Source organism: Streptomyces sp. NBC_01431 (genome assembly GCF_036231355.1).
Classification (GTDB): Bacteria; Actinomycetota; Actinomycetes; order Streptomycetales; family Streptomycetaceae; genus Streptomyces.
This window is the reverse complement of the sequence record NZ_CP109496.1, coordinates 3,538,349-3,562,148: the sequence shown is the minus strand read 5'-3', so window position 1 is coordinate 3,562,148 and position 23,800 is coordinate 3,538,349. Positions and strand designations below refer to the sequence as shown.

Annotated in this window: 21 protein-coding genes; 12 read left to right on the top strand and 9 right to left on the bottom strand. The window is 71.0% G+C overall.

Annotated features, from left to right (window positions below; all coding sequences use genetic code 11):
• Positions 1-237 precede the first annotated feature (237 nt).
• The 5 genes from OG522_RS16305 (at position 238) to hemB (ending at position 6,671) form a co-directional block, all read left to right on the top strand.
• Entirely contained in the window at positions 238-1,011 is a 774-nt protein-coding gene (locus OG522_RS16305) for a redox-sensing transcriptional repressor Rex (RefSeq protein ID WP_329463699.1), read from the top strand.
• Complete coding sequence (locus OG522_RS16300; RefSeq protein WP_329463698.1) at positions 1,008-2,609, top strand: glutamyl-tRNA reductase; 1,602 nt, start codon at positions 1,008-1,010, stop codon at positions 2,607-2,609. Before OG522_RS16305 ends, OG522_RS16300 begins: the two co-directional genes overlap by 4 nt.
• Positions 2,606-3,604, top strand: coding sequence for a hydroxymethylbilane synthase (hemC, locus tag OG522_RS16295; RefSeq protein ID WP_329463696.1), 999 nt, complete (start codon positions 2,606-2,608; stop codon positions 3,602-3,604). The genes OG522_RS16300 and hemC overlap by 4 nt, the downstream gene beginning before the upstream one ends.
• Complete coding sequence (locus OG522_RS16290) at positions 3,601-5,247, top strand: bifunctional uroporphyrinogen-III C-methyltransferase/uroporphyrinogen-III synthase (RefSeq protein ID WP_329463695.1); 1,647 nt, start codon at positions 3,601-3,603, stop codon at positions 5,245-5,247. The genes hemC and OG522_RS16290 overlap by 4 nt, the downstream gene beginning before the upstream one ends.
• A 434-nt stretch (positions 5,248-5,681) precedes the next feature.
• Positions 5,682-6,671, top strand: a complete 990-nt coding sequence (hemB, locus tag OG522_RS16285) for a porphobilinogen synthase (RefSeq protein WP_329463694.1) — start codon at positions 5,682-5,684, stop codon at positions 6,669-6,671.
• An 84-nt stretch (positions 6,672-6,755) separates the two neighbouring features.
• Here the strand turns inward: hemB and OG522_RS16280 are convergent, their stop codons facing one another.
• The 3 genes from OG522_RS16280 to OG522_RS16270 are packed head-to-tail and all read right to left on the bottom strand — an operon-like array spanning position 6,756 to position 8,570.
• A complete protein-coding gene (locus OG522_RS16280) occupies positions 6,756-7,517 on the bottom strand; it encodes a DUF4253 domain-containing protein (RefSeq protein ID WP_329463693.1) in 762 nt (253 codons plus the stop codon).
• A 34-nt stretch (positions 7,518-7,551) separates the two neighbouring features.
• Positions 7,552-7,788 carry a DUF397 domain-containing protein gene (locus OG522_RS16275; protein WP_329463692.1) on the bottom strand — a complete coding sequence of 79 codons (237 nt, stop codon included), beginning with the start codon at positions 7,786-7,788 and terminating at the stop codon, positions 7,552-7,554.
• Complete coding sequence (locus tag OG522_RS16270) at positions 7,785-8,570, bottom strand: helix-turn-helix domain-containing protein (RefSeq protein ID WP_329463691.1); 786 nt, start codon at positions 8,568-8,570, stop codon at positions 7,785-7,787. Before OG522_RS16270 ends, OG522_RS16275 begins: the two co-directional genes overlap by 4 nt.
• A 151-nt stretch (positions 8,571-8,721) precedes the next feature.
• On the opposite strand from OG522_RS16270, the gene OG522_RS16265 reads away from it, so the two are divergent.
• Both OG522_RS16265 and OG522_RS16260 read left to right on the top strand, forming a co-directional pair.
• Positions 8,722-9,150, top strand: coding sequence for an ATP-binding protein (locus OG522_RS16265; RefSeq protein WP_329463690.1), 429 nt, complete (start codon positions 8,722-8,724; stop codon positions 9,148-9,150).
• 110 nt (positions 9,151-9,260) lie between these two features.
• Entirely contained in the window at positions 9,261-10,463 is a 1,203-nt protein-coding gene (locus OG522_RS16260) for an aminotransferase-like domain-containing protein (RefSeq protein ID WP_329463689.1), read from the top strand.
• Positions 10,464-10,507: 44 nt separating this feature from the next.
• Here OG522_RS16260 and OG522_RS16255 read toward each other — a convergent pair whose 3' ends face one another.
• Positions 10,508-11,116 carry a helix-turn-helix domain-containing protein gene (locus tag OG522_RS16255; RefSeq protein WP_329463688.1) on the bottom strand — a complete coding sequence of 203 codons (609 nt, stop codon included), beginning with the start codon at positions 11,114-11,116 and terminating at the stop codon, positions 10,508-10,510.
• Positions 11,117-11,233: 117 nt separating this feature from the next.
• Here OG522_RS16255 and OG522_RS16250 point away from each other — a divergent pair, with 117 nt between their 5' ends.
• Complete coding sequence (locus tag OG522_RS16250) at positions 11,234-12,682, top strand: MFS transporter (protein WP_329463687.1); 1,449 nt, start codon at positions 11,234-11,236, stop codon at positions 12,680-12,682.
• Positions 12,683-12,704: 22 nt separating this feature from the next.
• Here the strand turns inward: OG522_RS16250 and OG522_RS16245 are convergent, their stop codons facing one another.
• Positions 12,705-13,457 (bottom strand): DUF4232 domain-containing protein, encoded by a 753-nt coding sequence (locus OG522_RS16245; RefSeq protein ID WP_329463686.1) that lies wholly within the window; start codon positions 13,455-13,457, stop codon positions 12,705-12,707.
• A gap of 334 nt (positions 13,458-13,791) precedes the next feature.
• Between OG522_RS16245 and OG522_RS16240 the strand changes: the two genes are divergently transcribed.
• Entirely contained in the window at positions 13,792-15,219 is a 1,428-nt protein-coding gene (locus OG522_RS16240; RefSeq protein WP_329463685.1) for a helix-turn-helix domain-containing protein, read from the top strand.
• 32 nt (positions 15,220-15,251) lie between these two features.
• Here OG522_RS16240 and argS read toward each other — a convergent pair whose 3' ends face one another.
• On the bottom strand, positions 15,252-17,015 hold the full coding sequence (gene argS, locus OG522_RS16235; RefSeq protein ID WP_329463684.1) for an arginine--tRNA ligase: 1,764 nt from the start codon (positions 17,013-17,015) through the stop codon (positions 15,252-15,254).
• Between the two features lie 168 nt (positions 17,016-17,183).
• On the opposite strand from argS, the gene lysS reads away from it, so the two are divergent.
• Together lysS and OG522_RS16225 are read left to right on the top strand one after the other, a co-directional pair.
• Complete coding sequence (gene lysS / locus OG522_RS16230; protein WP_329463683.1) at positions 17,184-18,911, top strand: lysine--tRNA ligase; 1,728 nt, start codon at positions 17,184-17,186, stop codon at positions 18,909-18,911.
• Positions 18,912-19,035: 124 nt separating this feature from the next.
• Complete coding sequence (locus OG522_RS16225; protein ID WP_329463682.1) at positions 19,036-19,260, top strand: hypothetical protein; 225 nt, start codon at positions 19,036-19,038, stop codon at positions 19,258-19,260.
• 7 nt (positions 19,261-19,267) lie between these two features.
• Here OG522_RS16225 and OG522_RS16220 read toward each other — a convergent pair whose 3' ends face one another.
• The 3 genes from OG522_RS16220 to OG522_RS16210 all read right to left on the bottom strand — a co-directional run bounded on the left by OG522_RS16220 (position 19,268) and on the right by OG522_RS16210 (position 22,318).
• Positions 19,268-20,551 carry a DUF2637 domain-containing protein gene (locus OG522_RS16220; protein WP_329463681.1) on the bottom strand — a complete coding sequence of 428 codons (1,284 nt, stop codon included), beginning with the start codon at positions 20,549-20,551 and terminating at the stop codon, positions 19,268-19,270.
• Between the two features lie 104 nt (positions 20,552-20,655).
• The gene (locus tag OG522_RS16215; RefSeq protein WP_329463680.1) at positions 20,656-21,420 is read right to left on the bottom strand and encodes a DUF3558 domain-containing protein; all 765 of its coding nucleotides are present in this window, start codon (positions 21,418-21,420) and stop codon (positions 20,656-20,658) included.
• Positions 21,421-21,454: 34 nt separating this feature from the next.
• Positions 21,455-22,318 (bottom strand): DUF3558 domain-containing protein, encoded by an 864-nt coding sequence (locus OG522_RS16210; protein ID WP_329463679.1) that lies wholly within the window; start codon positions 22,316-22,318, stop codon positions 21,455-21,457.
• 199 nt (positions 22,319-22,517) lie between these two features.
• Between OG522_RS16210 and OG522_RS16205 the strand changes: the two genes are divergently transcribed.
• Entirely contained in the window at positions 22,518-23,711 is a 1,194-nt protein-coding gene (locus tag OG522_RS16205) for an RtcB family protein (protein WP_329463678.1), read from the top strand.
• The last annotated feature ends 89 nt before the right edge of the window (positions 23,712-23,800 follow it).

Below are 23,800 nucleotides of genomic sequence, written 5' to 3'. Positions count from 1 at the left end.
GGTTCGGGGGTATCGCTGTGAGGAGAGTGTGCGGCTTTGCCCCCTTCGGGTCCTGAACGGACTGAACCCGTCTGTGGTTCCGCGATTCCCTCCTCGACTCGCGTGAGCCCGGTCACTTTGCTCGGACAAAGCGGACACCATCTTTGTGCACGCGTTCACAAAGACATAGCCTGCATCCGACGGGGCGGCCCTGGAACGTGTGGCCGCCTACAGCCCCGCTCATCCCGCAGGAGCACCGTGGCAACTGGCCGAACTCACCGACCGGCGACCCGAAGCCGAGGAATCCCCGAGGCCACGGTCGCCAGGCTTCCGCTGTACCTGCGCGCGCTCACCGGACTTTCGGAGCGCTCCGTGCCGACGGTCTCCTCCGAGGAGCTCGCGGCCGCCGCCGGGGTCAACTCCGCGAAGCTGCGCAAGGACTTCTCGTACCTGGGCTCGTACGGCACCCGCGGTGTCGGGTACGACGTCGAGTATCTCGTCTACCAGATCTCCCGGGAACTGGGGCTGACCCAGGACTGGCCGGTTGTCATCGTCGGTATCGGCAACCTCGGCGCCGCGCTCGCCAACTACGGCGGCTTCGCCTCCCGTGGTTTCCGCGTCGCGGCCCTGATAGACGCCGACCCCGCGATGGCCGGGAAGCCGGTGGCAGGCATGCCGGTGCGGCACACCGACGACCTGGAGAAGATCATCAGCGACAACGGCGTGTCGATCGGGGTCATCGCGACCCCGGCGGGCGCCGCCCAGCAGGTCTGCGACCGCCTGGTCGCCGCCGGAGTCACCTCCATCCTGAACTTCGCGCCGACGGTCCTGTCGGTGCCCGAGGGCGTCGACGTGCGCAAGGTCGACCTCTCCATCGAGCTCCAGATCCTCGCCTTCCACGAGCAGCGCAAGGCCGGCGAGGAAGCCGCCGTCGCCGAGGCCACCGCGGCCGTGGTGCCGCCGGTGCGCGGTGGCGCGGGCAATGTCCGGAAGGGACCGGACGGGGACATGCCCGCCGTGATGCCGGCATGAGCCTCCTGGTCGTCGGTCTGAGCCACCGCAGCGCCCCCGTGAGCGTCCTGGAGCGAGCCTCCCTCTCCCCGGACGCGCAGGTCAAGCTGCTGCACGACACGCTGGCCGCCGAGCCCGCCGCCGAGGCCGCGGTGCTCGCCACCTGCAACCGGATCGAGCTGTACGCGGACGTGGACAAGTTCCACGCCGGCGTCGCCGAGCTCTCCACGCTGCTCGCCCAGCACAGCGGCGTCGGCCTCGAAGAGCTGACCCCCTATCTGTACGTGCACTACGAGGACCGGGCCGTCCACCACCTCTTCTCGGTGGCCTGCGGCCTCGACTCGATGGTCGTCGGCGAGGGCCAGATCCTCGGGCAGATCAAGGACACCCTCGCGCTCGGGCAGGAACTGCACACCGCGGGGCGCCTGTTGAACGACCTGTTCCAGCAGGCGCTGCGGGTCGGCAAGCGAGCCCACAGCGAGACCGGCATCGACCGGGCCGGGCAGTCGCTCGTCACCTTCGGTCTGGAGCAGCTCGCCGCGGGCGAGCCGGTCGAGGACTGGGCCAAGGGCAAGCGGGCGCTGGTGATCGGCGCCGGTTCGATGTCCTCGCTCGCCGCGGCGACGCTGGGCCGGATCGGCATCCGCGAGATCGTCGTCGCCAACCGGACCCACGCCCGCGCCGAGCGCCTCGCCGAGATCCTCGGCGAGTCGGGCACGGCCGCGCGCGCCGTGGCGATGGCCGACGTCGCACGCGAACTGACACGAGTCGACGTGGCGGTGTCCTGCACCGGTGCCACCGGCCTCGTGCTCACCGGCGAGGCCGTGGCCTTCGCGGTGGGCGAGGAGCTGAAGGCGGCCGAGCCGGCCGCGTCGGCAGATGCCGCCGCTGTCACGGGGTGCCCCGTCGACTTCCCTGGCACGGCGGTCGCGGGTGCCGCGGTCGCCGGGTTCGGGGTGGTGGACGAGGCGCTCCGGGCCGACGGCGCGGCCGCCGCGACCCCGGGTGTCGACGCCGACTCCCTTGAGCTGCACGGCAGTTGGGCCGAGAACACCCAGCGGCGTCTTTCCCGTGCCGGGCGCGTCGCTCCCGTACCGGCCGGGCCCGTGAAGCTGGCGCTGCTCGACCTCGCGATGCCGCGGGACATCGACGCCGCCGTGCACCGCGTCCCCGGGGTGCGGCTCGTGGACATCGAGTCGCTCGCCGAAGCGTCCGCCGACGCGCCGATGGCCGCCGATGTGGACCAGGTGCGCTCGATCGTGTCCGACGAGGTGGCCGCGTTCGGCGCCGCCCAGCGGGCCGCACACATCACGCCCACCGTGGTGGCGCTGCGCGCCATGGCCGCCGAGGTCGTGGCCAGCGAGGTCGCGCGCCTGGAGGGCCGGGTGCCCGGACTCGACGACAAGCAGCGCGCCGAGGTCACCCAGACCGTGCGCCGCGTCGTCGACAAACTCCTGCACGCACCGACCGTGCGGATCAAGCAGCTGGCCGCGGAACCCGGCGGCGCCGGCTACGCGGACGCGCTGCGCACTCTGTTCGACCTCGACCCGGACACGGTGGCCGCCGTCTCCAGGGCCGATCTGAACGACGCCGATGTCAAGAACCGAGGGCGGTCATGACCGAGAAAGCATTGAGGCTCGGGACCAGGCGCAGCAAGCTCGCCATGGCCCAGTCCGGGCATGTGGCCGACGCGGTACGGCAGTTGACCGGGCGCCCCGTCGAGCTGGTGGAGATCACGACGTACGGGGACACCTCCCGCGAGCACCTCGCGCAGATCGGCGGCACCGGTGTGTTCGTCGTCGCGCTGCGTGAGGCGCTGCTGCGCGGCGAGGTCGACTTCGCGGTGCACTCCCTGAAGGACCTGCCCACCGCCGAGCACCCCGATCTGGTGCTCGCGGCCGTCCCGGTCCGCGAGGACCCGCGCGACGTGCTGGTCGCCCGCGACGGGCTGACCTTCGAGCAGCTTCCGGACGGGGCCCGCGTCGGCACCGGCTCGCCGCGGCGGATGGCGCAGCTCAACGCGTACGCCCGCAGCCACGGCCGCACCATCGAGACCGTGCCGATCCGCGGCAACATCGACACCCGCGTCGGATACGTCACCAAGGGCGAGCTCGACGCGGTGGTCCTGGCCGCCGCCGGGCTGAAGCGCATCGGACGTATCGACGTGGTGACCGACTTCCTGTCGGTCGACACCGTTTTGCCCGCCCCCGGCCAGGGGGCACTGGCGATCGAGTGCGCGGCAGCCAATGCCGAGCTCGCCGCCGCGCTCGCCGAGCTCGACGACCCGTTCACGCGGGTCGCCGTGACCGCCGAGCGGTCCCTGCTCGCCGCCCTGGAGGCCGGTTGCAGCGCACCTGTGGGTGCACTCGCCGACCTTCCCCAAGCTCTCGGCTTCGTTCGAGCAGGGGAGACCTCGATGGCGCAGGAGCAGGTTGTTCATGAGATGCGCCTGCGCGGAGTCGTCGGTACCACCGACGGTTCCTCACTGGTGCAGCTGTCCACCACCGGTCCCGTACCCACGTCGCACGACCAGGCGATGGCTCTCGGACGCGAACTCGCGGACGAGATGCTTGCCAAGGGTGCGGCCGGTCTTATGGGGGAGCGAGAACTTTGAGCCCCACCACCCACCCCACCGCTGCCGGAAACGTCACCTTCCTCGGTGCCGGGCCCGGAGACCCGGGTCTGCTGACGCTGCGCGCCGTGGAGGCGCTGGCGTCGGCGGACGTCCTGATCGCTGAGCCCGCAGTGCTCGACGTCGTTCGCGCGCATGCGCGGGCAGGGGTGGACACGCCCCAGCTGACGGTAGTTGACGAGGCGTCAACAACCGCCGGGATCCCGGTGTTGCGGGACGCCGCCAATCTTGTCATGGAGGCCGCGCGCTCCGGCAGGCGGGTCGTCCGTGCGGTCTCCGGCGACCCGGGCCTCGACGGCGACGCCGCCGGCGAGATGCTGGCCTGCGCCTCCGAGGGCATCCCCTTCGAGGTGGTGCCGGGCGTGGCCGCCGCGGTCGGTGTGCCCGCGTACGCCGGTGTGCCGCTGCGCGGCGCGGCCGGCGCGGACGTCCGTTTCGTCGACGCCCGTACCGCCTCCGAGCGGTGCTGGGCCGAGGTCGGCGCGAGCGACGGGACGGTGGTCGTCTCCACCACCCTGGAGACCGTCGCGGCCGCGGCCGGCGAGCTGGTCTCGGCCGGACGCAAGCCCGACACCCCGATGTCGGTGACGATCGCCGGCACCACGACCAGGCAGCGGACCTGGAGCGCGACGCTCGGTACGGTCGCCCAGGTGCTCAAGCAGGCGAAGGTGCTGCCCTCGCCGGACGGGCACCAGGCCGTCATAGCCGTGGTCGGCGAGCGCAGTGCCCCTGCCCAACGTGACCAGCTGTCGTGGTTCGAGTCCAAGCCGCTGTTCGGCTGGCGCGTGCTCGTACCGCGTACGAAGGAGCAGGCCGCCTCGCTCTCCGACCAGCTCAGGTCGTACGGTGCCGTGCCGCACGAGGTCCCGACGATCGCCGTCGAGCCGCCGCGCACGCCCCAGCAGATGGAGCGCGCGGTCAAGGGCCTGGTGACGGGCCGCTACGAGTGGATCGCGTTCACCTCGGTCAACGCGGTGAAGGCCGTGCGCGAGAAGTTCGAGGAGTACGGTCTCGACGCCCGCGCGTTCGCGGGCATCAAGGTCGCCGCGGTCGGCGAACAGACCGCGGCCGCGCTCGTGGAATTCGGTGTGAAGCCGGACCTGGTGCCGAGCGGCGAACAGTCGGCCGCCGGTCTCCTGGAGGACTGGCCGCCCTACGACCCGGTCTTCGACCCGATCGACCGCGTCTTCCTGCCGCGTGCCGACATCGCCACCGAGACGCTGGTGGCGGGCCTGATCGAGCTGGGCTGGGAGGTCGACGACGTCACGGCCTACCGGACGGTGCGGGCCTCGCCCCCGCCGGCGGACACGCGTGAGGCGATCAAGGGCGGCGGCTTCGACGCGGTGCTCTTCACGTCGTCGTCCACCGTCCGCAACCTGGTCGGCATCGCGGGCAAGCCGCACAACGTGACCGTGATCGCGTGCATCGGCCCCGCCACGGCGAAGACCGCGGAGGAGCACGGGCTGCGGGTGGACGTCATGGCCCCGGAGCCGTCGGTCCACAAGCTGGCCCAGGCGCTGGCGGACTTCGGCGCGGCGCGCCGCGACGCCGCGGTGTCGGCGGGCGAGCACGTCACGCGTCCCAGCGAGCGCCGCCCCGGCGCACGCCGCCGCCGCACGACGTAACCCCACCTGGCCGGACCCCGGGGCCCCAACTCCCCGGGGCTCCGCCCCAGCCCCGTTCGCGCCTGAACCTCAGGGGCGCAGGGAACTGCGCGAGACGTGGGCACGGTCCGCAGACGTGAGCGGGGTTTCCCGGGGCTCCGCCCCAGACCCCGTTCGCGCCTGGACGGCGCTCGTCCTCAATCGCCGGACGGGCCGGGGTGGGCTCGATGAGGCACCCTGCCAAGGTCGACCCACCTAGGGGCGCGGGGAACCGCGCGAGACGTGGGCACGGTCCGCAGACGTGAGCGGGGTTAGGGGCGCGGGGAACTGCGCGAGCAAGCTCGCAGGGCCCGCGGGCAGAAGCGAGGCCGGGGCCGCAGGCGGCCCGGGTGCCCCCGCCGGGACCGGGGTGGGCGGGGGGAAAGCCCCCTCCGCGGCGGCGTAGCGTGTACGACATGACTGAGTACGGATCCTTCCCCGGGGCCCGGCCCCGTCGGCTGCGGACCACCCCCGCCATGCGCCGCATGGTCGCGGAGACCCAGCTGCACCCCGCCGACCTCATCCTCCCCGCATTCGTACGGGAAGGGATCACCGAACCCGTTCCGATCCAGGCGATGCCCGGCGTCGCGCAGCACACCCTGGACACCCTGAGGAAGGCCGCCGTCGAGGCCGTCGCGGCGGGCGTCTCCGGGATCATGCTGTTCGGAGTGCCCGAGGACGAGAAGAAGGACGCCGTCGGTACCGCCGGCACCGACCCGGACGGCATCCTCCAGGTCGCCATCCGCGCCGTGAAGGAGGAGGTCGGGGACGAGCTGGTCATCATGTCCGACCTGTGCCTCGACGAGTACACGGATCACGGCCACTGCGGAGTCCTGGACGTGCACGGCCGCGTCGACAACGACGCCACCCTTGAGCGGTACGCCGAGATGGCCCAGGTCCAGGCCGACGCGGGCGTCCACGTCGTGGGCCCCTCGGGCATGATGGACGGCCAAGTGGGCGTCGTCCGGGACGCGTTGGACCAGACGGGCCACGAGGACGTGTCGATCCTGGCCTACACCGTCAAGTACTCCTCCGCATTCTACGGCCCGTTCCGCGAGGCCGTCGGTTCCGCGCTGCGCGGCGACCGCAAGACGTACCAGCAGGACCCCGCCAACTCCCGTGAATCCATGCGGGAGTTGGCGCTCGACCTGGCCGAGGGTGCGGACATGGTGATGGTCAAGCCGGCCGGCCCCTACCTCGACATCCTGGCCAAGGTCGCCGAGTCGGTGGACGTGCCGGTCGCGGCGTACCAGATCAGTGGCGAGTACGCGATGATCGAAGCGGCGGCGGAAAAGGGCTGGATCGACCGTGACCGAGCGATCCTCGAAACCCTGACCGGCATCAAGCGGGCCGGGGCGCACATGATCCTCACGTACTGGGCGACGGAGGTCGCGCGGGGGCTGTGAAACCACCGCACTCGTCCCGCCTGCCCGGCGCGAGGGAGGCGGGACGAGTGCGTCATGGCGTCCGCCGTGTGTGAAGCCGTCGCTTCAGTCCCACCAGAAGGTCCAACTCGGCCTGCCCATAAGGGATTTCGCGTGTTCGTGCAGGTCGGTTTCTATCGTGTCCGGGCAGAACGCGAAGTGTTCCGCCGCGAGGATCAGGGCTTCCTCGTCGTTCGTGGGCGGGGCCGCCACCGACAGCGTCAGCTCGTCCCTCGTCAGGCCCACCACCCGTACGCCGAACCTGTCCTCCCACGAGCGCAGCACCGCGCACAGCCTCGCCACGTCGTTCTCGTGGTTCAGCGGGCCCGTCCAGCCGATCACCGCCGGTATGTCGGCACTCCGGCGGGCCGGGACCAAGGCCATGCGGGCGCCCTTCAAGGGGGCCTCGTTCAGCGCCGCCCCCGCCGTCTCCGCCGCCCTGCGGTCCGGGTCCTCGTGGAGTGCGGGTGCCAGGGCCAGGCCGGGCCACTCGCCGCCCTCATAGCCCAGCTCGTCCTCGGCGTACGCCTCCCAGAACTCGGCCAGCACGTCCTCGGCGTCGTGGTCACCCGGGTACGACGGCCGGTCCGCGTCCAAGCCCCAGTCCGCCAACTCCCGCGCGCCGCCAAGGAGTACGGGATGCAGCCCCGCCGCTCTTCGTGCCTGCGCCAGCCGGAGCCAGTCCTGAGGGGTCGCCGGGCCGTCGGCGTACCAGAGCAGCGGCTCGTCCGCCGGGCCGATCAGCCTGCCCGGTGGCAGGTCAAGGCCCAGCGCCTTGCCGGTCGGGTCGTCGGTCAGGTGCGGAAGTGCGTTCGGAAGCATCGCCATGACCCGAATGTAAGTCCCGCCACTGACAACGCCCTCAGACCGAGGAGACGAAGCCCTGCCATGCGGTGGGGTTCAGGGTGAGGGTGGGGCCCTCGGGGCTCTTCGAGTCCCGGACGTGGACGGCGGAGGGGTGGCTCGCCACCTCCACGCACTCGCCTCCATCGCTTCCGCTGTAGCTCGACTTCCGCCAGACGCAGGCGACTTCGAGGCACTGGCCGCCGTCGCTGCCGCTGTAGCTGGACTTGAACCACTTCAGTGCGGCGTTGCTCATCGGTCTCCTAGCAAGCGGTCCAACAGGTCCTTGGTTTCCTCGGAGTTGAGGGCCTGTGTCCGCAGCATCGCATACCTCTGAGCAAGGATGCTCACCTCGTCGGGATCCGAAATGATTTGGCTGCCACGTTGGGTCTCGGCGTAGCCGAGGTGCTGGTGGTCGGGCGTTTCCAACACGGTGAACGGGCCGTCGAGTGCGGCATGCCTCTTCAGTCCCAACGGCATTACTTGCAGGGTGATTCCGGGCAGCTCAGTGCATCGGTGCAGGTGATTGAGCATGTCCCGGAGGACCGGTGGGCCGCCTAGCCTGTCCCGCTGGATTCCCTCGGAGACGATGAAGCTAAGGGTCGGCGGGACCTTGCGGTGCAGTATTTCCTGGCGATCCAGGCGTGCTGCCACTTGCGCGTTGATCTCCTCCTCGCTCAGCGCCGGCACCTTGCTGCGGAACACCGCCCGTGCGTAGTTCTCTGTCTGGAGCAGGCCCGGCAGTACCTGGTTCTCGAACCAGGGCAGCGCGATCGCCTCCCGCTCCAGGTCCATGTACTCCTCCGCCCATGCCGGGATCAGATCGATCTCCGGCATGTTGTGGACGGCCGTCTCCAACGCTCCCTTGGTCTCAAGGAGGGCATCGAGCGAGCGGGCCAGGTCCAATTTCAGAGGGCGGCGGCCCTGTTCGATCGAGGCAATCATCTCCTCGTGCAGCAGCACGCGTTGGCCCAGCTCGCGCTGGGTCAGGCGGGCTGCGGTCCGGAAGGTCGCCACGAGGGCGCCGACCATCTTCATCGCCGACGTGTTCTTCCGGGGTCGCTTCCTGGGGCGCATGCCTGCCAACTCCCCATGTAGACCCGTACGTTACGCATTGTGGACCCGTACAGAAATTGTGTACGGGTCAGGCCACTGCGGCTGCCCACCCTTCCTCCGCAACCCTCCCCCCATGACCGAGAACGATTTCCGGGAGCGCTTCTACCCTCGGGCGCGTCAATCGATCCCCGCTGCACGGCAGTTCGCTGCGGGGGCCGTCGCCGATTGGGGGTTCTTCCATCGGTTCGATGACGTACTGCTCTGCGTCAGCGAGCTCACGACCAACGCGTTGGTGCACGGCGTGCCGCCGGGGCGGGGGTTTCTGCTGCGGCTGCTGTTGTGCGAGGGGGCCGTGCTGCGGGTCGAGGTGCATGACAGCGGGGGCGGGGTGCCCCGCGTCGCGGATGTCGCGGACGACGGTGGGCGGGGGCTTGTGCTCGTGGGCGCGAGCGCCGACAAGTGGGGCGTGGGGGAGCGGGACCCGGGGAAGGTGGTCTGGTGCGAGTTCGTCTGCCCGGACCGCGAGGCGGACAGCGGTCCGGACAGCGAGCCGGACGCCTGAGCACCTCGCCCCGCGCCCGCCCGGATCGTGGAATGGCCTGATCGCGGGGGCCGGGCGCTGCATAAAGTGCTGGGTAGTTGGACGTCCGAGCAACTGACAGGAGCCGCCCCATGCCCGCCGTCGCCTCATCGGCCGCCGCCGTGCCCGCGCTCGCCGCTCGTGCGGCATCCGTCGGTCCCTCTCCCGTACGGGAGATCCTGGCGCTGACCGCCAGGCCCGAGGTGATCTCCTTCGCGGGGGGTCTGCCCGCGCCCGAGCTGTTCGACGGCGAGGGCATGGCCGCCGCGTTCCGAGCCGTGATGGAGGAGCAGGCGGCGACCGCGCTTCAGTACTCCACGACCGAGGGCAGTCCCGCGCTGCGGGCCGCGACGGCCGCGCGGCTCAGTGCGCGCGGACTGGCGACCGGCGCCGACGACCTGCTGATCACCACCGGTTCGCAGCAGGGACTCACCCTCCTCGCCGCCGCCCTGCTCGAACCCGGCGATGTGGTGCTTGTGGAGGATCCCTGCTACCTCGCCGCGTTGCAGGTGTTCGGGTTCGCCGGTGCTCGCATCGTCCCGGTGCCGTGTGACGAGGACGGGCCCGATCCCGCCGCGCTGGACGAACTGGTCGCGCGCGAGCGGCCCAAGCTGTTCTACTCCGTGCCCACCTTCCAGAACCCCACCGGCCGCACCATGACCGCCGAGCGGCGCCGGGCCGTCGCCGACGTGGCCGTGCGGCGCGGGCTGTGGATCGTGGAGGACGACCCGTACGGCGAGCTGCGTTACGAGGGCGAGACGGTGCCGTGGATGTCGTCGTACGAGGACGCCGCCGACCGGACCGTACTGCTCGGCAGCTACTCGAAGATCATGGCGCCGGGGCTGCGCATCGGCTGGGTGCGGGCGCCGCACGACCTGCTGCGCGCCTGCGTCATAGCCAAGCAGGCCGCCGACCTGCACACCCCCACCGTGAACCAGCTCGCCGCCGCCCGCTATCTCGCGGAGCGCGACCTTGACGGACACGTCGCCCGGGTGCGGGCCGCCTACGGCGAGCGCCGGGACGCCATGCTCGCGGGCCTCGCCGACGCGCTGCCCGACGGCTCCACGTGGAACCGCCCCGAGGGCGGCATGTTCCTGTGGGCCCGCCTCCCCGCGGGCAGCGACGCAACAGCCTTGCTGCACAAGGTGGTTGAGCATGACGTCGCCTATGTGCCGGGGGCTCCCTTCTTCGCGGGTGCGCCCGATGCGGCCGCGCTGCGGCTCTGCTTCGTGACATCGGCGCCGGACGAGATCGCGGAGGGACTGCGTCGGCTGGGACACGCGCTCAAGGGCTGAACTCCCCCGGTGGGACAAGGAGTTGGACTCCAGTGGCGGCGCCGTCAGGCCTGCGGCTTCGCGCGGACGTGCATGCGCTCGCCCTGCCTGCCGAAGAGGCTGAGCACCTCGACGGGGCGCCCGTCCGCGCTGCTGAACCAGTGGGGCAGCCGGGTGTCCCACTCGGCGACCTCGCCGGGGCCGAGAACGATGTCGTGTCCGCCGAGGACGAGGCGCAGCCGCCCGTCCAGGACGTACAGCCACTCGTAGCCCTCGTGCGTCTTCAGCTCGGGCTCGGTGCCCCGGTCGGGGATGAGCAGCTTGTACGCCTGGAGGGGGCCCGGCATCCGGGTCAGGGGGACGAACGTGCCGCCGCTCGGCAACGGGCGGGGGTTCAGCCGCACCCGGGGGTCCCCCACCTCGGGAGCGCCTACCAGGTCGTCCAGGGGCACGCGGTACGCGGCTGCCAGCGGAAGCAGTAGTTCCAGGCTGGGCCGGCGCTGTCCGGACTCCAGGCGGGACAGGGTGCTCTTGGAGATGCCGGTCTCCTCGGCGAGCGCGGCCAGCGTCAGACCGCGCTGGGCACGCAACCGCTTGAGCCGGGGGCCGACTTCGTCGAGCACTGCCTGGTGGCGGGAGGCTTCGGCCGGTTCGTGGCCGTCCAGTCTGTCCATGCGGGCATTCCACCGCGCCGTCCCGGAATTGGCAACAAGGATTGCCGTTAGCGGTCTGTAGAGGGACCTTCCTCGGCAAGAGCCCCGTCGGCGGGCTCCGGCCGGAGGGCGGGGTCCATGGTGAAGCTCATCAACGCGGGGCGGACGGACGGGGGGAGGGCGGCGCGGACGCCCTCGGTCCGGTGGGTGCTGGCCGGGCTTTCGCTGTCCCACCTGCTGTCCTCGCTCGGCACCAGCATCGCCAACGTTGGCCTGCCGACCCTGGCCCGCGCGTTCGACGCCTCCTTCCAGCAGGTCCAGTGGATCGTCCTCGCCTATCTGCTCGCCATCACCACCCTGATCGTCGGCGTCGGACGGCTCGGCGACCTCACCGGCCGCCGACGGCTGCTCCTCGCCGGGATCGTGCTGTTCACGGTGGCCTCGGTCCTGTGCGGCGCCGCGCCCACGCTCCGGCTGCTGATCGCGGCCCGCGCGGCGCAGGGCCTCGGCGCGGCCGTCATGATGGCCCTCACCATGGCGTTCGTCGGCGAGACCGTCCCCAAGGCGCGGACCGGCCGGGCCATGGGACTGCTCGGCACGATGTCCGCGATCGGCACCGCTCTCGGCCCCTCGCTGGGCGGCGTCCTGCTCTCCGGTCTCGGCTGGCGGGCGATCTTCCTGGTCAACGTGCCGCTCGGCCTGGTGACCTTCGTACTCGCCCACCGCCATCTACCCGTCGACCGGCGCGAACCCGGGACCGCCCCGGCGGCCGCCTTCGACCGCATGGGCACGCTGCTCCTGGCTCTGACGCTCGCGGCCTACGCCCTCGCGATGACCCTGGGACACGGCAGCTTCGGTCCGCTCAACGCCGCTCTGCTGGTGGCTGCCGCCCTCGGAGCCGGCCTCTTCGTACGGGCCGAGCAGAGGGCGACGTCGCCGCTGATCCGGCCGGCCATGTTCCGCGATCGGGCGCTGAGCACGAGCCTCGCCATGAGCACGCTCGTCTCGACGGTGATGATGGCGACGCTGGTGGTCGGGCCGTTCTACCTTGCCCGTACGCTCCGGCTCGGCGAGAGCCTGGTCGGGCTCGTCCTGTCCGCCGGTCCCCTCGTCGCCGCCCTGACCGGGGTGCCGGCCGGGCGCGTCGCGGACCGCTTCGGCGCATACCGCACGACCGTCGCGGGACTCGTCGTGATCGCGACCGGATCCGTCCTGCTGGCCGTGACGCCGACGACCTCCGGCGTCCTCGGGTACGTCGGTCCCATCGTGGTGATCACGGCCGGGTACGCGGTGTTCCAGACGGCCAACAACACCGCCGTCATGGCGGATGTGCGGCCGGACCGGCGGGGCGTCACGTCGGGGATGCTCAATCTGTCGCGCAACCTCGGGCTCATCACGGGAACGTCCGCCATGGGCGCGGTGTTTGCGCTCGCGTCGGCGACGACCGATGTCACCACGGCCGGTTCCGGGGCCGTGGCCACCGGGATGCGGGTCACGTTCGCCGTCGCGGCGGCTCTGATCCTGGCCGCCGTCGCCCTCGCTGCCACGAGCCGCTCCCTCACTCGCCCAGTGGCACACGGCAGTTGAGGCCGGGCGTCGGGCGCGTCGGCTACCAGGAGTCGATCGTCGACAGGTCCGACTGCCAGTAGGTGACCCTGGCCTGGCTGTCCACGACCGCCACGCTCTTGGGGAGCGTGGACTTCGCGGCGGGGCCCGTCGACTCCATGCCTGCCTCGCCGACGAAGTACACGGTGACATGGCTGGTGTTGTACGACTCGCTGCCGTCGTCCTCGCCGAGGGTGCGGACCATCGCGTACGCGGAGGCGCCGGGAGCGAGCGAGACCACCGCCTGGGGGATGGTCTCCTTGTCGACCGCGATCGGGGACTGCTGGGCGGTGGAGAACGAGACGGCGGGGGCATCGTAGGCGTTGCACATCGTCTTGCCGGTGTTGGTGACCGTCAGGAGGATGTGGTTGACCGGGCGGCTCACCGGGGTCGCGGTCAGCTTCACACTGGCGCCGGTGCAGGGCGTGTCGGTGCCGCCGCCCCCGGACGAGGGCTTCTTCGCGGTCTTGCCGGTCGACTTGGCGGGCGAGCCGGCGTGCTTGCCGGAGCCCGAACCGGAGCCCGAACCGGAGCCCGAACCGGAGCCCGAGGCCGCGCCCTTGCCGCCTTGGGCGGCTCCCGCCGCGTCGCCCGCCGCCGGGGCCTGGCCGTCGCCGGTCGCGGGGGTGGCGGTCGAGGAGGCGGAGGGCTTGTCGCCCGCCTTCGCGTCGTCCGAACCACTGCCGCAGGCGGTCAGGGCGAGGGCGGCGACGAGGGTGGTGGTCGCAGCGGCGGCGATGCGGAAATTGGTGCGCATGATGCTTGGTACTCCCCGTGTGAGTGCGCCTGCTTGACGTGTGAACGCGTCAGCGGCGCAGGTGGTGGATCAGCGTGATGACGGTGGCGATGGACGCGGCCAGAATGAGGACGGCCATCGAATCCGTGACGTTGAACCGGATGCGGAATCGCATGGACTGCTCCCGGATCGAGCTGTTCGGCTGCTTGCTGCACCTACCTTGCGGGCCGGTCCGACGGCCCCGCAACGAGCAAGGGACAATGGGGGAAGCTGGAACGCTGGAACACCCTTTGACCTGGGGAAACAACCTGTCCCTGGAATGCGTTCCTGGGATGGATGGGGAGGGAACCGGGGCATGGCGACAACCGAGTCCGAGCAGTTCGCGGCGCTGCTGCGCGAGTTGAAGGACCGTTCGGGACGCAGTTACGGAGTCCTCGCGGGCAAGCTCCACATGAGTACGTCCACGCTCCACCGGTACTGCAACGGCGACGCGGTTCCCAACGAGTACGCCCCCGTCGAGCGGCTCGCCCGGCTGTGCGGGGCGACGCCGGAGGAGTCGGTCGAGCTGCACCGCCGGTGGATCCTGGCGGACGAGGCCCGGCGCCGCTCGCGCGGGGCGAACCCAGCGCCCATGGCCGATACGCCTTCCGGGCCCGGGCCCGAGCCGACTTCGACTCCCGCCGCCGTGCCTGATCCCGCGCCAGATGCGGAAGCCGCCGACCGGGCCACTCCCGAGCCCGCCGTCGAGAACGGGCCCGCTCAGGCCCCGCCCGCGAAGGCGGAGGCCGACGCCGAGAGCGGGGCCGGTCCGTCCGGCGGGAGCGAGCTGCCCGCCGTCGGCCCGGCCGCCCCGCCCGCCACGAAACGCATGCGCGGATTCGGGGACCGGCTCGGCACGAAGAAGACACGGCTCGTACTCATCGGCGCCGCCGTCGTCGCGCTGGCGGTGCCCGTGACGGCCGTCGCCACCCTGTCGGGCGGGCCGGACGGGAGCGACACCGTCGCCGACGCCACGACGAGCACGCCTGAGGCCACGAACAGCGCCCGCCCGTCGCCGAGTTCGAGCCCCAGCGCGAGCACGCCCGGCTCGCCCTCCCCGTCCTCCTCCCCGAGCCCCTCAGCTTCGAAGGACACGAAGAAGCACGCTCCGCCCGAGGGCGTCCCGCTGAGCGTCGGGATCAGCTCGTACGACTGGGAAACGCCGTGCGGCAAGTTCTTCCTGCTCGACCAGAAGCCCGGTGCGGTGCCGCCGCCACCCACGAACGAGCAGGACCGGCGCTCCTGGGCGCGCGCGCTCAACGGGGTCGACGGCGGGGGACTGAAGCTGGAGCTGACCGCGACCGGCAAGAGCCAGGACTCGGTGGTGATCACCGGCATCAACGTGCGGGTGGTGGGGCGGTCGGCGCCGCTGAACTGGACGGCGTACTCGATGGGTTCGGGCTGCGGCAGCGGAATCATGCCGCAGTCCTTCGACTTCAACCTGGATGCGGCCCAGCCGGTCAGCAAGCCGGTCGCCGGTCAGCAGGCCGACAAGGTCGTGCCGGCCAAGGACTTCCCGTTCAAGGTGTCCACGACCGACCCCGAGGTCTTCGACCTGAACCTGCACACCGATGCGCACGACGTCAGCTGGTACCTGGAGGTCGCCTGGAGCAGCGGCGAACGCTCGGGCAGGATCCCCGTCTACGACAACGGGAAGCCGTTCCGCACCAGCGCGGTCAAGGGCCGTCCGGCGTACGAGTACCGCTTGGACACCAACGTGTGGGACCACCTGGACGCCGGCTGAACCAGCCGGTCCCACACGGGAGTTGGCGCTGACTAGAGGCGCTCGGGCGTCCGGATACCCAGCAGCGCCATGCCCTGGTGCAGCGTCCGGGCGGTCAGGTCGCACAGGAGCAGCCGGTTCTCCACGACCTCCTGCGCCGGGCGCGGCTTGATCACCGGGCACTGGTCGTAGAACGTCGTGAACAGCGAAGCCAGCTGGTACAGGTAGGCGGCCAGCTTGTGCGGCGCGTACTCGGCCGACGCCTCGTAGACCAGCTCGCCGAACGCGTCCAGGTGCAGGCCCAACGCCCGCTCCGCCGGGGCGAGTTCGAGCTCCGGGTGGGCCGTGGGGGTCGCGCCCTCGGACTTGCGCAGGATCGACTTGATCCGGGCGTAGGCGTACTGGAGGTAGACGGACGTGTCACCGTTGAGCGACACCATCTGGTCCAGGTCGAACTTGTAGTCGCGGTTCGCCGACGTCGACAGGTCCGCGTACTTCACGGCGCCGATCCCGACGTACCGGCCGTTCTCGACGATCTCCTCCTCGGTCAGGCCCACCTTCTCGGCCTTCTCGCGCACGACGGCGGTGGCCCGCTCGACGGCCTCGTCCAGGAGGTCCTCCAGCTTGACCGTCTCGCCCTCACGGGTCTTGAACGGCTTGCCGTCCGCGCCGAGCACCGTGCCGTAGCCCATGTTGTGCGCGGTGACGTCGTCGCCGAGCCAGCCCGCCCGGCGGGCCGCCTCGAAGACCATCTTGAAGTGCAGCGACTGGCGTACGTCCACGACGTAGATCAGCGTCGTGGCGTCCAGGTCGGTGACGCGGTTGCGGATCGCCGAGAGGTCGGAGGCCGCGTAGCCGAAGCCGCCGTCCGCCTTCTGCACGATCAGCGGCACCGGCTGGTCGTCCTTGCCGCGGATCTCGTCGAAGAAGACCACCAGCGCGCCCTCGGAGCGCACCGCGACACCGGACTCCTCAAGGAGGCGGGCGGTCTGCGGCATCAGGTCGTTGTACGCGGACTCGCCGACGATCTCGTCGTCCTGGATCTCCATGTCCAGCTTCTCGAAGACCGAGTAGAAGTAGACCTTCGACTCGTCCACGAACTGCTGCCACAGCTCCAGGGTCTCCGCGTCGCCGGACTGGAGGGCGACGACCCGCTTGCGCGCGCGCTCCTTGAACTCCTCGTCGGAGTCGAAGACGGCGCGTGAGGCCTTGTACACCCGGTTCAGGTTCGACATGGCCTGCTCGCCGTCGACGTCCTCGGGCGGGGCCAGCTCGCCGGGGTTCTCGATCAGGTACTGGATGAGCATGCCGAACTGGGTGCCCCAGTCGCCGATGTGGTGGCGGCCGATCGTCCGCTCGCCGGTGAAGTCGAGCATGCCGCGCAGCGCGTCGCCGATGACCGCCGAGCGCAGGTGGCCGACGTGCATCTCCTTGGCCACGTTGGGCTGGGCGTAGTCGATGACCGTGACGCCCGGCTTCTCCTTCAGCGGCACGCCGAGCCGGTCGTCGGCGGCGCGCGCGGCGAGGGTCTCGATGATCGCCCGGTCGGCGAGCGTGATGTTGAGGAAGCCGGGGCCCGAGACCTCGACGTCCTTGAGCAGGTCACCCGCGTCCAGCGCGTCGGTGACCTTCGTCGCGAGCTCGCGCGGGTTGCCCTTGAGCTTCTTCGCGAGCGCCAGGATGCCGTTGGCCTGGAAGTCGGCCCGGTCGCTTCGTCGCAGCAGCGGGTCGGTGGAGCCGGCCTCCGGCAGCGCAGCCGAGAGGGCGTCCGCCAGGCGCTGCTGGACCGTGGAAGCGAGGGAATGGACCGAGGCCATGAGGTGCCGTTCCTGTCGAGGGTGACGATGATTGCCCCCCGATTCTCCCACGGGGTCTCCTGCCCTTTCTCCCGGTTAACGGGCAACCCCGGAGGAGCTCGTTCCGTCTGGGAGAATGGGCGTGCCGGCCTCTCCCGGGCAGACGAGGGCAATACGAGAAAGAAGGACGTGCCGACCGTGGCTCAGAGCAGCACCGAGACCGACTGGGTCTCCCGTTTCGCGGACGATGTCATCGCCGAGTCGGAGCGACGTGCGCCTGGCAAACCGGTCGTCGTCGCCTCCGGACTCTCCCCCTCCGGCCCCATCCACCTGGGCAACCTGCGCGAGGTCATGACGCCGCACCTGGTCGCGGACGAGATCCGCCGCCGCGGGTACGAGGTCCGTCACCTGATCTCCTGGGACGACTACGACCGCTACCGCAAGGTGCCCAACGGCGTCCCCGGTGTGGACGAGTCGTGGGCCGAGCACATCGGCCGCCCGCTGACCTCGGTCCCGGCCCCGGCCGGTTCCGCGTACCCGAACTGGGCCGCGCACTTCAAGGCCGCGATGACCGAGGCGCTCGCCGAGCTGGGCGTCGAGTACGACGGCATCAGCCAGACCGAGCAGTACACCTCGGGCGTCTACCGCGAGCAGGTGCTGCACGCGATGAAGCACCGCGGTGACATCGACGCGATCCTTGAGCAGTACCGGACCAAGAAGGCCCCGGGCAAGAAGTCGCAGAAGCCCCTCGACGAGGCCGAGCTGGAGGCCGCCGAGGGCTCCGGCGCGGCGGCCGAGGACGACGGCACGGGCTCGACGGGCTACTTCCCGTACAAGCCGTACTGCGGTGGCTGCGACAAGGACCTCACGGTCGTCTCGGCGTACGACGACGACACCACGGAGCTGACCTACACCTGCTCCGCGTGCGGGTTCTCGGAGACCGTCCTGCTCAGCGAGTTCAATCGCGGCAAGCTGGTCTGGAAGGTCGACTGGCCGATGCGCTGGGCGTACGAGGGCGTGATCTTCGAGCCGTCCGGCGTCGACCACTCCTCGCCCGGCTCCTCCTTCCAGGTCGGCGGCCAGATCGTCTCGATCTTCGACGGCGTCCAGCCGATCGGCCCGATGTACGCCTTCGTCGGCATCAGCGGCATGGCCAAGATGTCGTCCTCCAAGGGCGGGGTCCCGACCCCGGCCGACGCGCTGAAGATCATGGAGCCGCAGCTCCTTCGCTGGCTGTACGCGCGCCGCAGGCCGAACCAGTCGTTCAAGATCGCCTTCGACCAGGAGATCCAGCGCCTGTACGACGAGTGGGACAAGCTGGAGGCGAAGGTCGCCGACGGCTCGGCGCTGCCCGCCGACGCGGCCGCCCACGCGCGGGCCGCCCGCACGGCCGCCGGTGAGCTGCCGCGCACCGCGCGCCCGCTGCCGTACCGCACGCTGGCCTCCGTCGTGGACATCACCGCGGGCCACGAGGACCAGACCCTGCGCATCCTCAGCGAGCTGGACCCGGCGAACCCGGTCACCTCGCTGGACGAGGTGCGCCCGCGCCTGGACCGCGCGGAGAACTGGATCTCCACCCAGGTCCCGGCCGACCAGCGCACCCTGGTCCGCGAGGAGCCCGACACCGAGCTGCTCGCCTCGCTGGACGACGCGGGCCGGGAGTCGCTGCGCCTGCTCGTCGAGGGCCTGGACTCGCACTGGTCGCTCGACGGGCTCACCACGCTCGTCTACGGCGTGCCGAAGGTGATGGCGGGCCTGGCCCCCGACGCCAAGCCGACGCCCGAGCTGAAGGTCGCCCAGCGCTCCTTCTTCGCGCTGCTCTACACGCTCCTGGTCAGCCGTGAGACCGGGCCGCGCCTGCCCACGCTGCTGCTCGCCGTGGGCGCGGACCGGGTGCGCAAGCTGCTCGCCGCCTGACCCGATACGTGGCCGAGGGCCGTCACCCGCTCGTGGGTGGCGGCCCTCGCTGCATCCTTGTGTGTACCGCGGTTTGCGACCCGCGCAGGATGTCCGGGCCCCGTCGCCGGGGGACCGTGGAGTCATGAACGCGAACATCACCAAGCAGGTCGTCGGCCCCCTCGGCTGGGTCGTCGGCATCCAGGGCGCGCTCGGCCTCGCCGGCGGGCTGTTCGGGGACGGCCCCTGGGGCTTCCTGCACAAACTGGCCGACGTTCCGCCGGTCGGCTATCTGGCGCTGCTGGTCCTCGGCGCGGTGCCGGCCGTCTGGGCGGAGACGGGCAAGAAGCAGCGCCAGCAAGCTTCCTGACGATTTGTCAGGCGATGTGGTCCTCGGTCAGCTCGGCCTGGAAGCGCTGCTTGAACTCGGGGTGCAGCTTGCGCAGGAGGGCCGTGCTGTCGGGATGGGTCACGCCGTGGCCGTCGCTGAGGTGTATGTCGAGCACGTCGACGGTCGGATAGATGGTGTGCTGGTTGGAGTACTGGCGGAAGACCTCGTACGCCGTCTCCGCGAACTCGGCGTCCGCGAGCGTCGGTTCGGCCGCTTCGGTGGAGGGCGCCTGCTGCTGCGCGGGGTGCGGCTCGGCCGCGCGCGGGTCGGGCACGCCGAGACGGCGCTCGCGGCCGGGACCCGCCGGGACCATCACCGGCTCCTGCTGGGGCTGCGGTTGGGGCTCGGGTCCGATGAAGTCCGGGTCGTACGTGCCCTCGTACGCCTCCTGCGAGACCTGCTGGGCGGCGAACCAGGGGCTCTCGTGCGTGGTGGGCTCCTCGGCGACGGGAACGGCGTCCGGCGCGGGAGACTGAGGCTGCACCGGCGGTTGCTCCTCGGGGGCCGAGTGCGCGTGGGCCGGGGGCAGCTCGGGCTGCCGGTCCTGCTGGGCGAGCACGGGCGGCGGCGGAAGCAGGACCGGCTCGACCCCGGCCGCGGCGAGGCCCGCCGGGGCGGTCTCGGCGAGCGGGACGCCGTATTTCGCGAGGCGCAGCGGCATGAGGGACTCGACGGGGGCCTTGCGGCGCCAGGCGCGGCCGTACACGGACTGGAGGCGGGCCCGGTAGACCAGGCGGTCCTGTTCGAGCTTGATCACCTGCTCGTAGCTGCGCAGCTCCCACAGCTTCATGCGGCGCCACAGCCGGAAGGTGGGGATCGGCGAGAGCAGCCAGCGGGTCAGGCGCACGCCCTCCATGTGCTTGTCGGCCGTGATGTCGGCGATCCGGCCGACCGCGTGCCGGGCCGCCTCGACCGAGACCACGAACAGCACCGGGATGACCGCGTGCATGCCCACGCCCAGCGGGTCCGGCCAGGCGGCGGCGCCGTTGAAGGCGATGGTGGCGGCCGTCAGCAGCCAGGCGGTCTGGCGAAGCAGCGGGAAGGGGATGCGCATCCAGGTGAGCAGCAGGTCGAGGGCGAGCAGCACACAGATGCCCGCGTCGACGCCGATCGGGAAGACGTAGGAGAAGTTCCCGAAGCCCTTGTGCAGCGCGAGCTCGCGGACCGCCGCGTACGAACCCGCGAAACCGATCCCGGCGATCACCACGGCACCCGCGACCACCACCCCGATCAGAATGCGGTGCGTCCGAGTCAGCTGAGTCGCGGCCACCCGCGTCCCCTCCCCTTGTCAGGCAATTGGCGGGCACAGCCTGGCACATGCGTACGGAGTCCGGCCCACAGGGGAGGGCCGGACTCCGTACGGTCGCGCTGGGACTACTTGTTGTTCGCGGTGGCCACCGTCGCCACCGTCTCCTTGGCGGTGACGGTCGCGCCCTCCTGGACCTCGTTGGTCTGCGGGGCGTCGGCGCCCTGGTAGCCGGTGCCGTTGTAGTCGACCGTGACGACGGCGTTGGCGGTGCGGACCACCACGACGCCGTACTTGAAGTCCGCGTCGGTCTTCTTCAGGTCGAACGTGATCGCCGTCGCCTGGTCGCCGAGGCCGGGGACCGGGGAGGTCTTCACGTTCTTCGCGTCCGCCGTCGCCTGCGCGGCCGAGACCGCACGGTCGAACTGCTTGTGCGCCAGGGATTCGCCGCTGCCGAGGCCCGCCGTGGAGTCGTAGCGCTTCAGGTCGACGTCGAGCCAGCGGTAGAGCGAACCCTGCACGCCCTTGTCGTCCAGGCCGTTCCAGGTGCAGCTGGCCTGGGCCTGCGGGTCCGAGGTCTTGCCCACCTCGCCCGCCTTCGTCTTGGCCTTCGGGACGTACTTGTCGATCGACGCGGGCGTGACCGTCTTGCACGCGTCGGGCAGCTTGGCGAACTTCGCCGGCGCGGGGGAGGCCGAGGCCTGCTTGCTGCCGGAGGCGGACGCCGACGCGGACGCGGACGAGTCCTTCGATGCGTCGCCGCCCGAGCCGGACGAGCAGCCCGCTGCGACGAGCATCACAGGGACGGCACCACAGGCGAGGACGCGGGCGAGCCGGATGCGCGGGGCCGGGGCGTGGGCCTTTTCGGGGGTGGCCGGGGCTGATCGGTGCATGATTCCTTCGCTCTTCGTTCTTCGCGCTGGCGCGCTATTCGCTGAACTGCTCGACGAGCTTGCCGGCCAGAGCCTGGGCCTGCTCCTGCAGCTCCTTGCTGTCGGGGACCGCGGCGGATGCCGCGGACTGGGCGGTGTACTCGATGGTCACGATCACATTGGACGTACGGAAGACCACAGAGACGGTACGTCCTGAGGGGCCCGTGCCGCCGTCGGCGCCGGCCGGGGACGCCACGTCGTTCAGGAACGCGGCATCGCCGATGCCGCTGAGCCGCCGCGGCTGGAGCTCGTCCGCGTCGGTGCCGGCCGAGGCGCCGGCGGAGGCCGGGGCGCCGCTGGGCGGGGTCGAGGGGGTGCCGGGGGCGGTCGAGCCGGAAGCGCTCGGGCTGCCCGACGGACTCGCGCTCGTGGCCGGGGCCGGGCTGCCGGACGGGCTCGCCGCGGGCGTGGAGCTCCGGGGCGCGGGCAGGTTCGCCGCCGTCTCCTTCTTCCCGTACAGCTCCGTCGCGGTGTCGTCGTCGCTCACCGCCGGGTCGTACGACACGACCCGCTCGAAGTCGACCGAGAGCCTGCGCCCGCCGTCGGCCGTGTCGTCCTTCCAGCGGCAGCCGACCCGCCGGTCGGTGTCGTAGGTGAGGTCGGCGGTGCCCGCGTACTCCTTGGCCGCGTCGGCCTCCGCCAGCGTGGCCGCGCCCGGCAGCATGCTCTTGAGCGCGCTCTTGCTCACGGCGTGGCAGGGCTCGGGCAGGGTGCGGTACTTGCCGGGCGGCGCGGGGGCCGCCTTGGTCACGCCGTCCTTGGAATCGGCGGTGGAGCCGTCGGTGCCGGAGGCCGCCGAGCAGCCGGAGGCGAGCGCCACGAGGAGCGCGAGACCGGGCACGTACGCCTTTCGCTGCACGGTTCCCAGGCTCCTTTCAGCAGGACGACGGAAGAAAAAACGGTTGCCGCCCGCGGACGGTGGCCGGACACAATGTGTATCGCACGCGAACCTGTGAACGCCGGTCCACTGTCCTGTTTGTGGGCCTTGGCGCCGGTTTTGCCATAAGTGCGGTTTCAGGTTTTCGTGTAGATATCAGCTTTCGGGGGATCGAGGAATTATGTCGTACGTGGAGATGCCCGGCGCACGGGTGCCCATCAGGATGTGGACAGATCCGGCCTCGGTCGACGACGGGGCGCTCCAGCAGCTGCGCAACGTCGCCACGCTGCCGTGGATCAAGGGCCTCGCCGTGATGCCGGACGTGCACTACGGCAAGGGCGCCACGGTCGGCTCGGTCATCGCCATGCATGGCGCGGTGTGCCCGGCGGCGGTGGGCGTCGATATCGGCTGCGGCATGTCCGCGGTCAAGACCTCGCTGACCGCCAACGACCTTCCCGGCGACCTGTCCCGGCTCCGTTCGAAGATCGAGCAGGCCATCCCGGTGGGCCGCGGCATGCACGCCGACCCGGTGGACCCGGGCCGCCTGCACGGCTTCCCGGTGGCGGGGTGGGGCGGGTTCTGGGAGCGGTTCGGGGGGATCGCGGAGGCGGTCAAATTCCGCGAGGAGCGGGCTTCCAAGCAGATGGGAACGCTCGGGTCGGGCAACCACTTCATCGAATTCTGTCTGGACGAGACGGGTTCGGTCTGGCTGATGCTGCACTCCGGGTCCCGCAACATAGGCAAGGAGCTGGCCGACTTCCACATCGGCGAGGCGCAGAAACTGCCCCACAACCAGGGCCTGGTCGACCGCGACCTCGCCGTCTTCGTCGCGGACACGCCGCAGATGGCGGCGTATCGCAACGATCTGTTCTGGGCTCAGGAGTACGCGAAGTACAACCGGGCGATCATGATGGCGCTCTTCCAGGACGTGGTCCGCAAGGAGTTCAAGAAGGCCAAGGTGACCTTCGAAACGGTCATTTCCTGTCACCACAACTATGTGGCGGAGGAGCGGTACGACGGCATGGACCTCCTGGTCACCCGCAAGGGCGCGATCCGGGCGGGCTCCGGCGACTTCGGGATCATCCCGGGCTCGATGGGCACGGGTTCGTACATCGTGAAGGGCCTCGGCAACGCGGCTTCCTTCAACTCGGCCTCGCACGGCGCGGGCCGCAAGATGAGCCGCAGCGCGGCCAAGCGGACGTTCTCGACGCGCGACCTGGCGGAGCAGACGCGGGGCGTGGAGTGCCGCAAGGACGCCGGCGTCGTGGACGAGATCCCGGGCGCGTACAAGCCGATCGAGAAGGTCATCGACCAGCAGCGCGACCTGGTGGAGGTCGTCGCGAAGCTGAAGCAGGTGGTGTGCGTCAAGGGCTGAAACGCACCTCGTTCGAGGGTGCGGGCGGCCGGGCCGGGGGCTCGCACCCCCGGCCGCCGCCTCTTCCCGGCCCGCATGCCGGGAAAGCG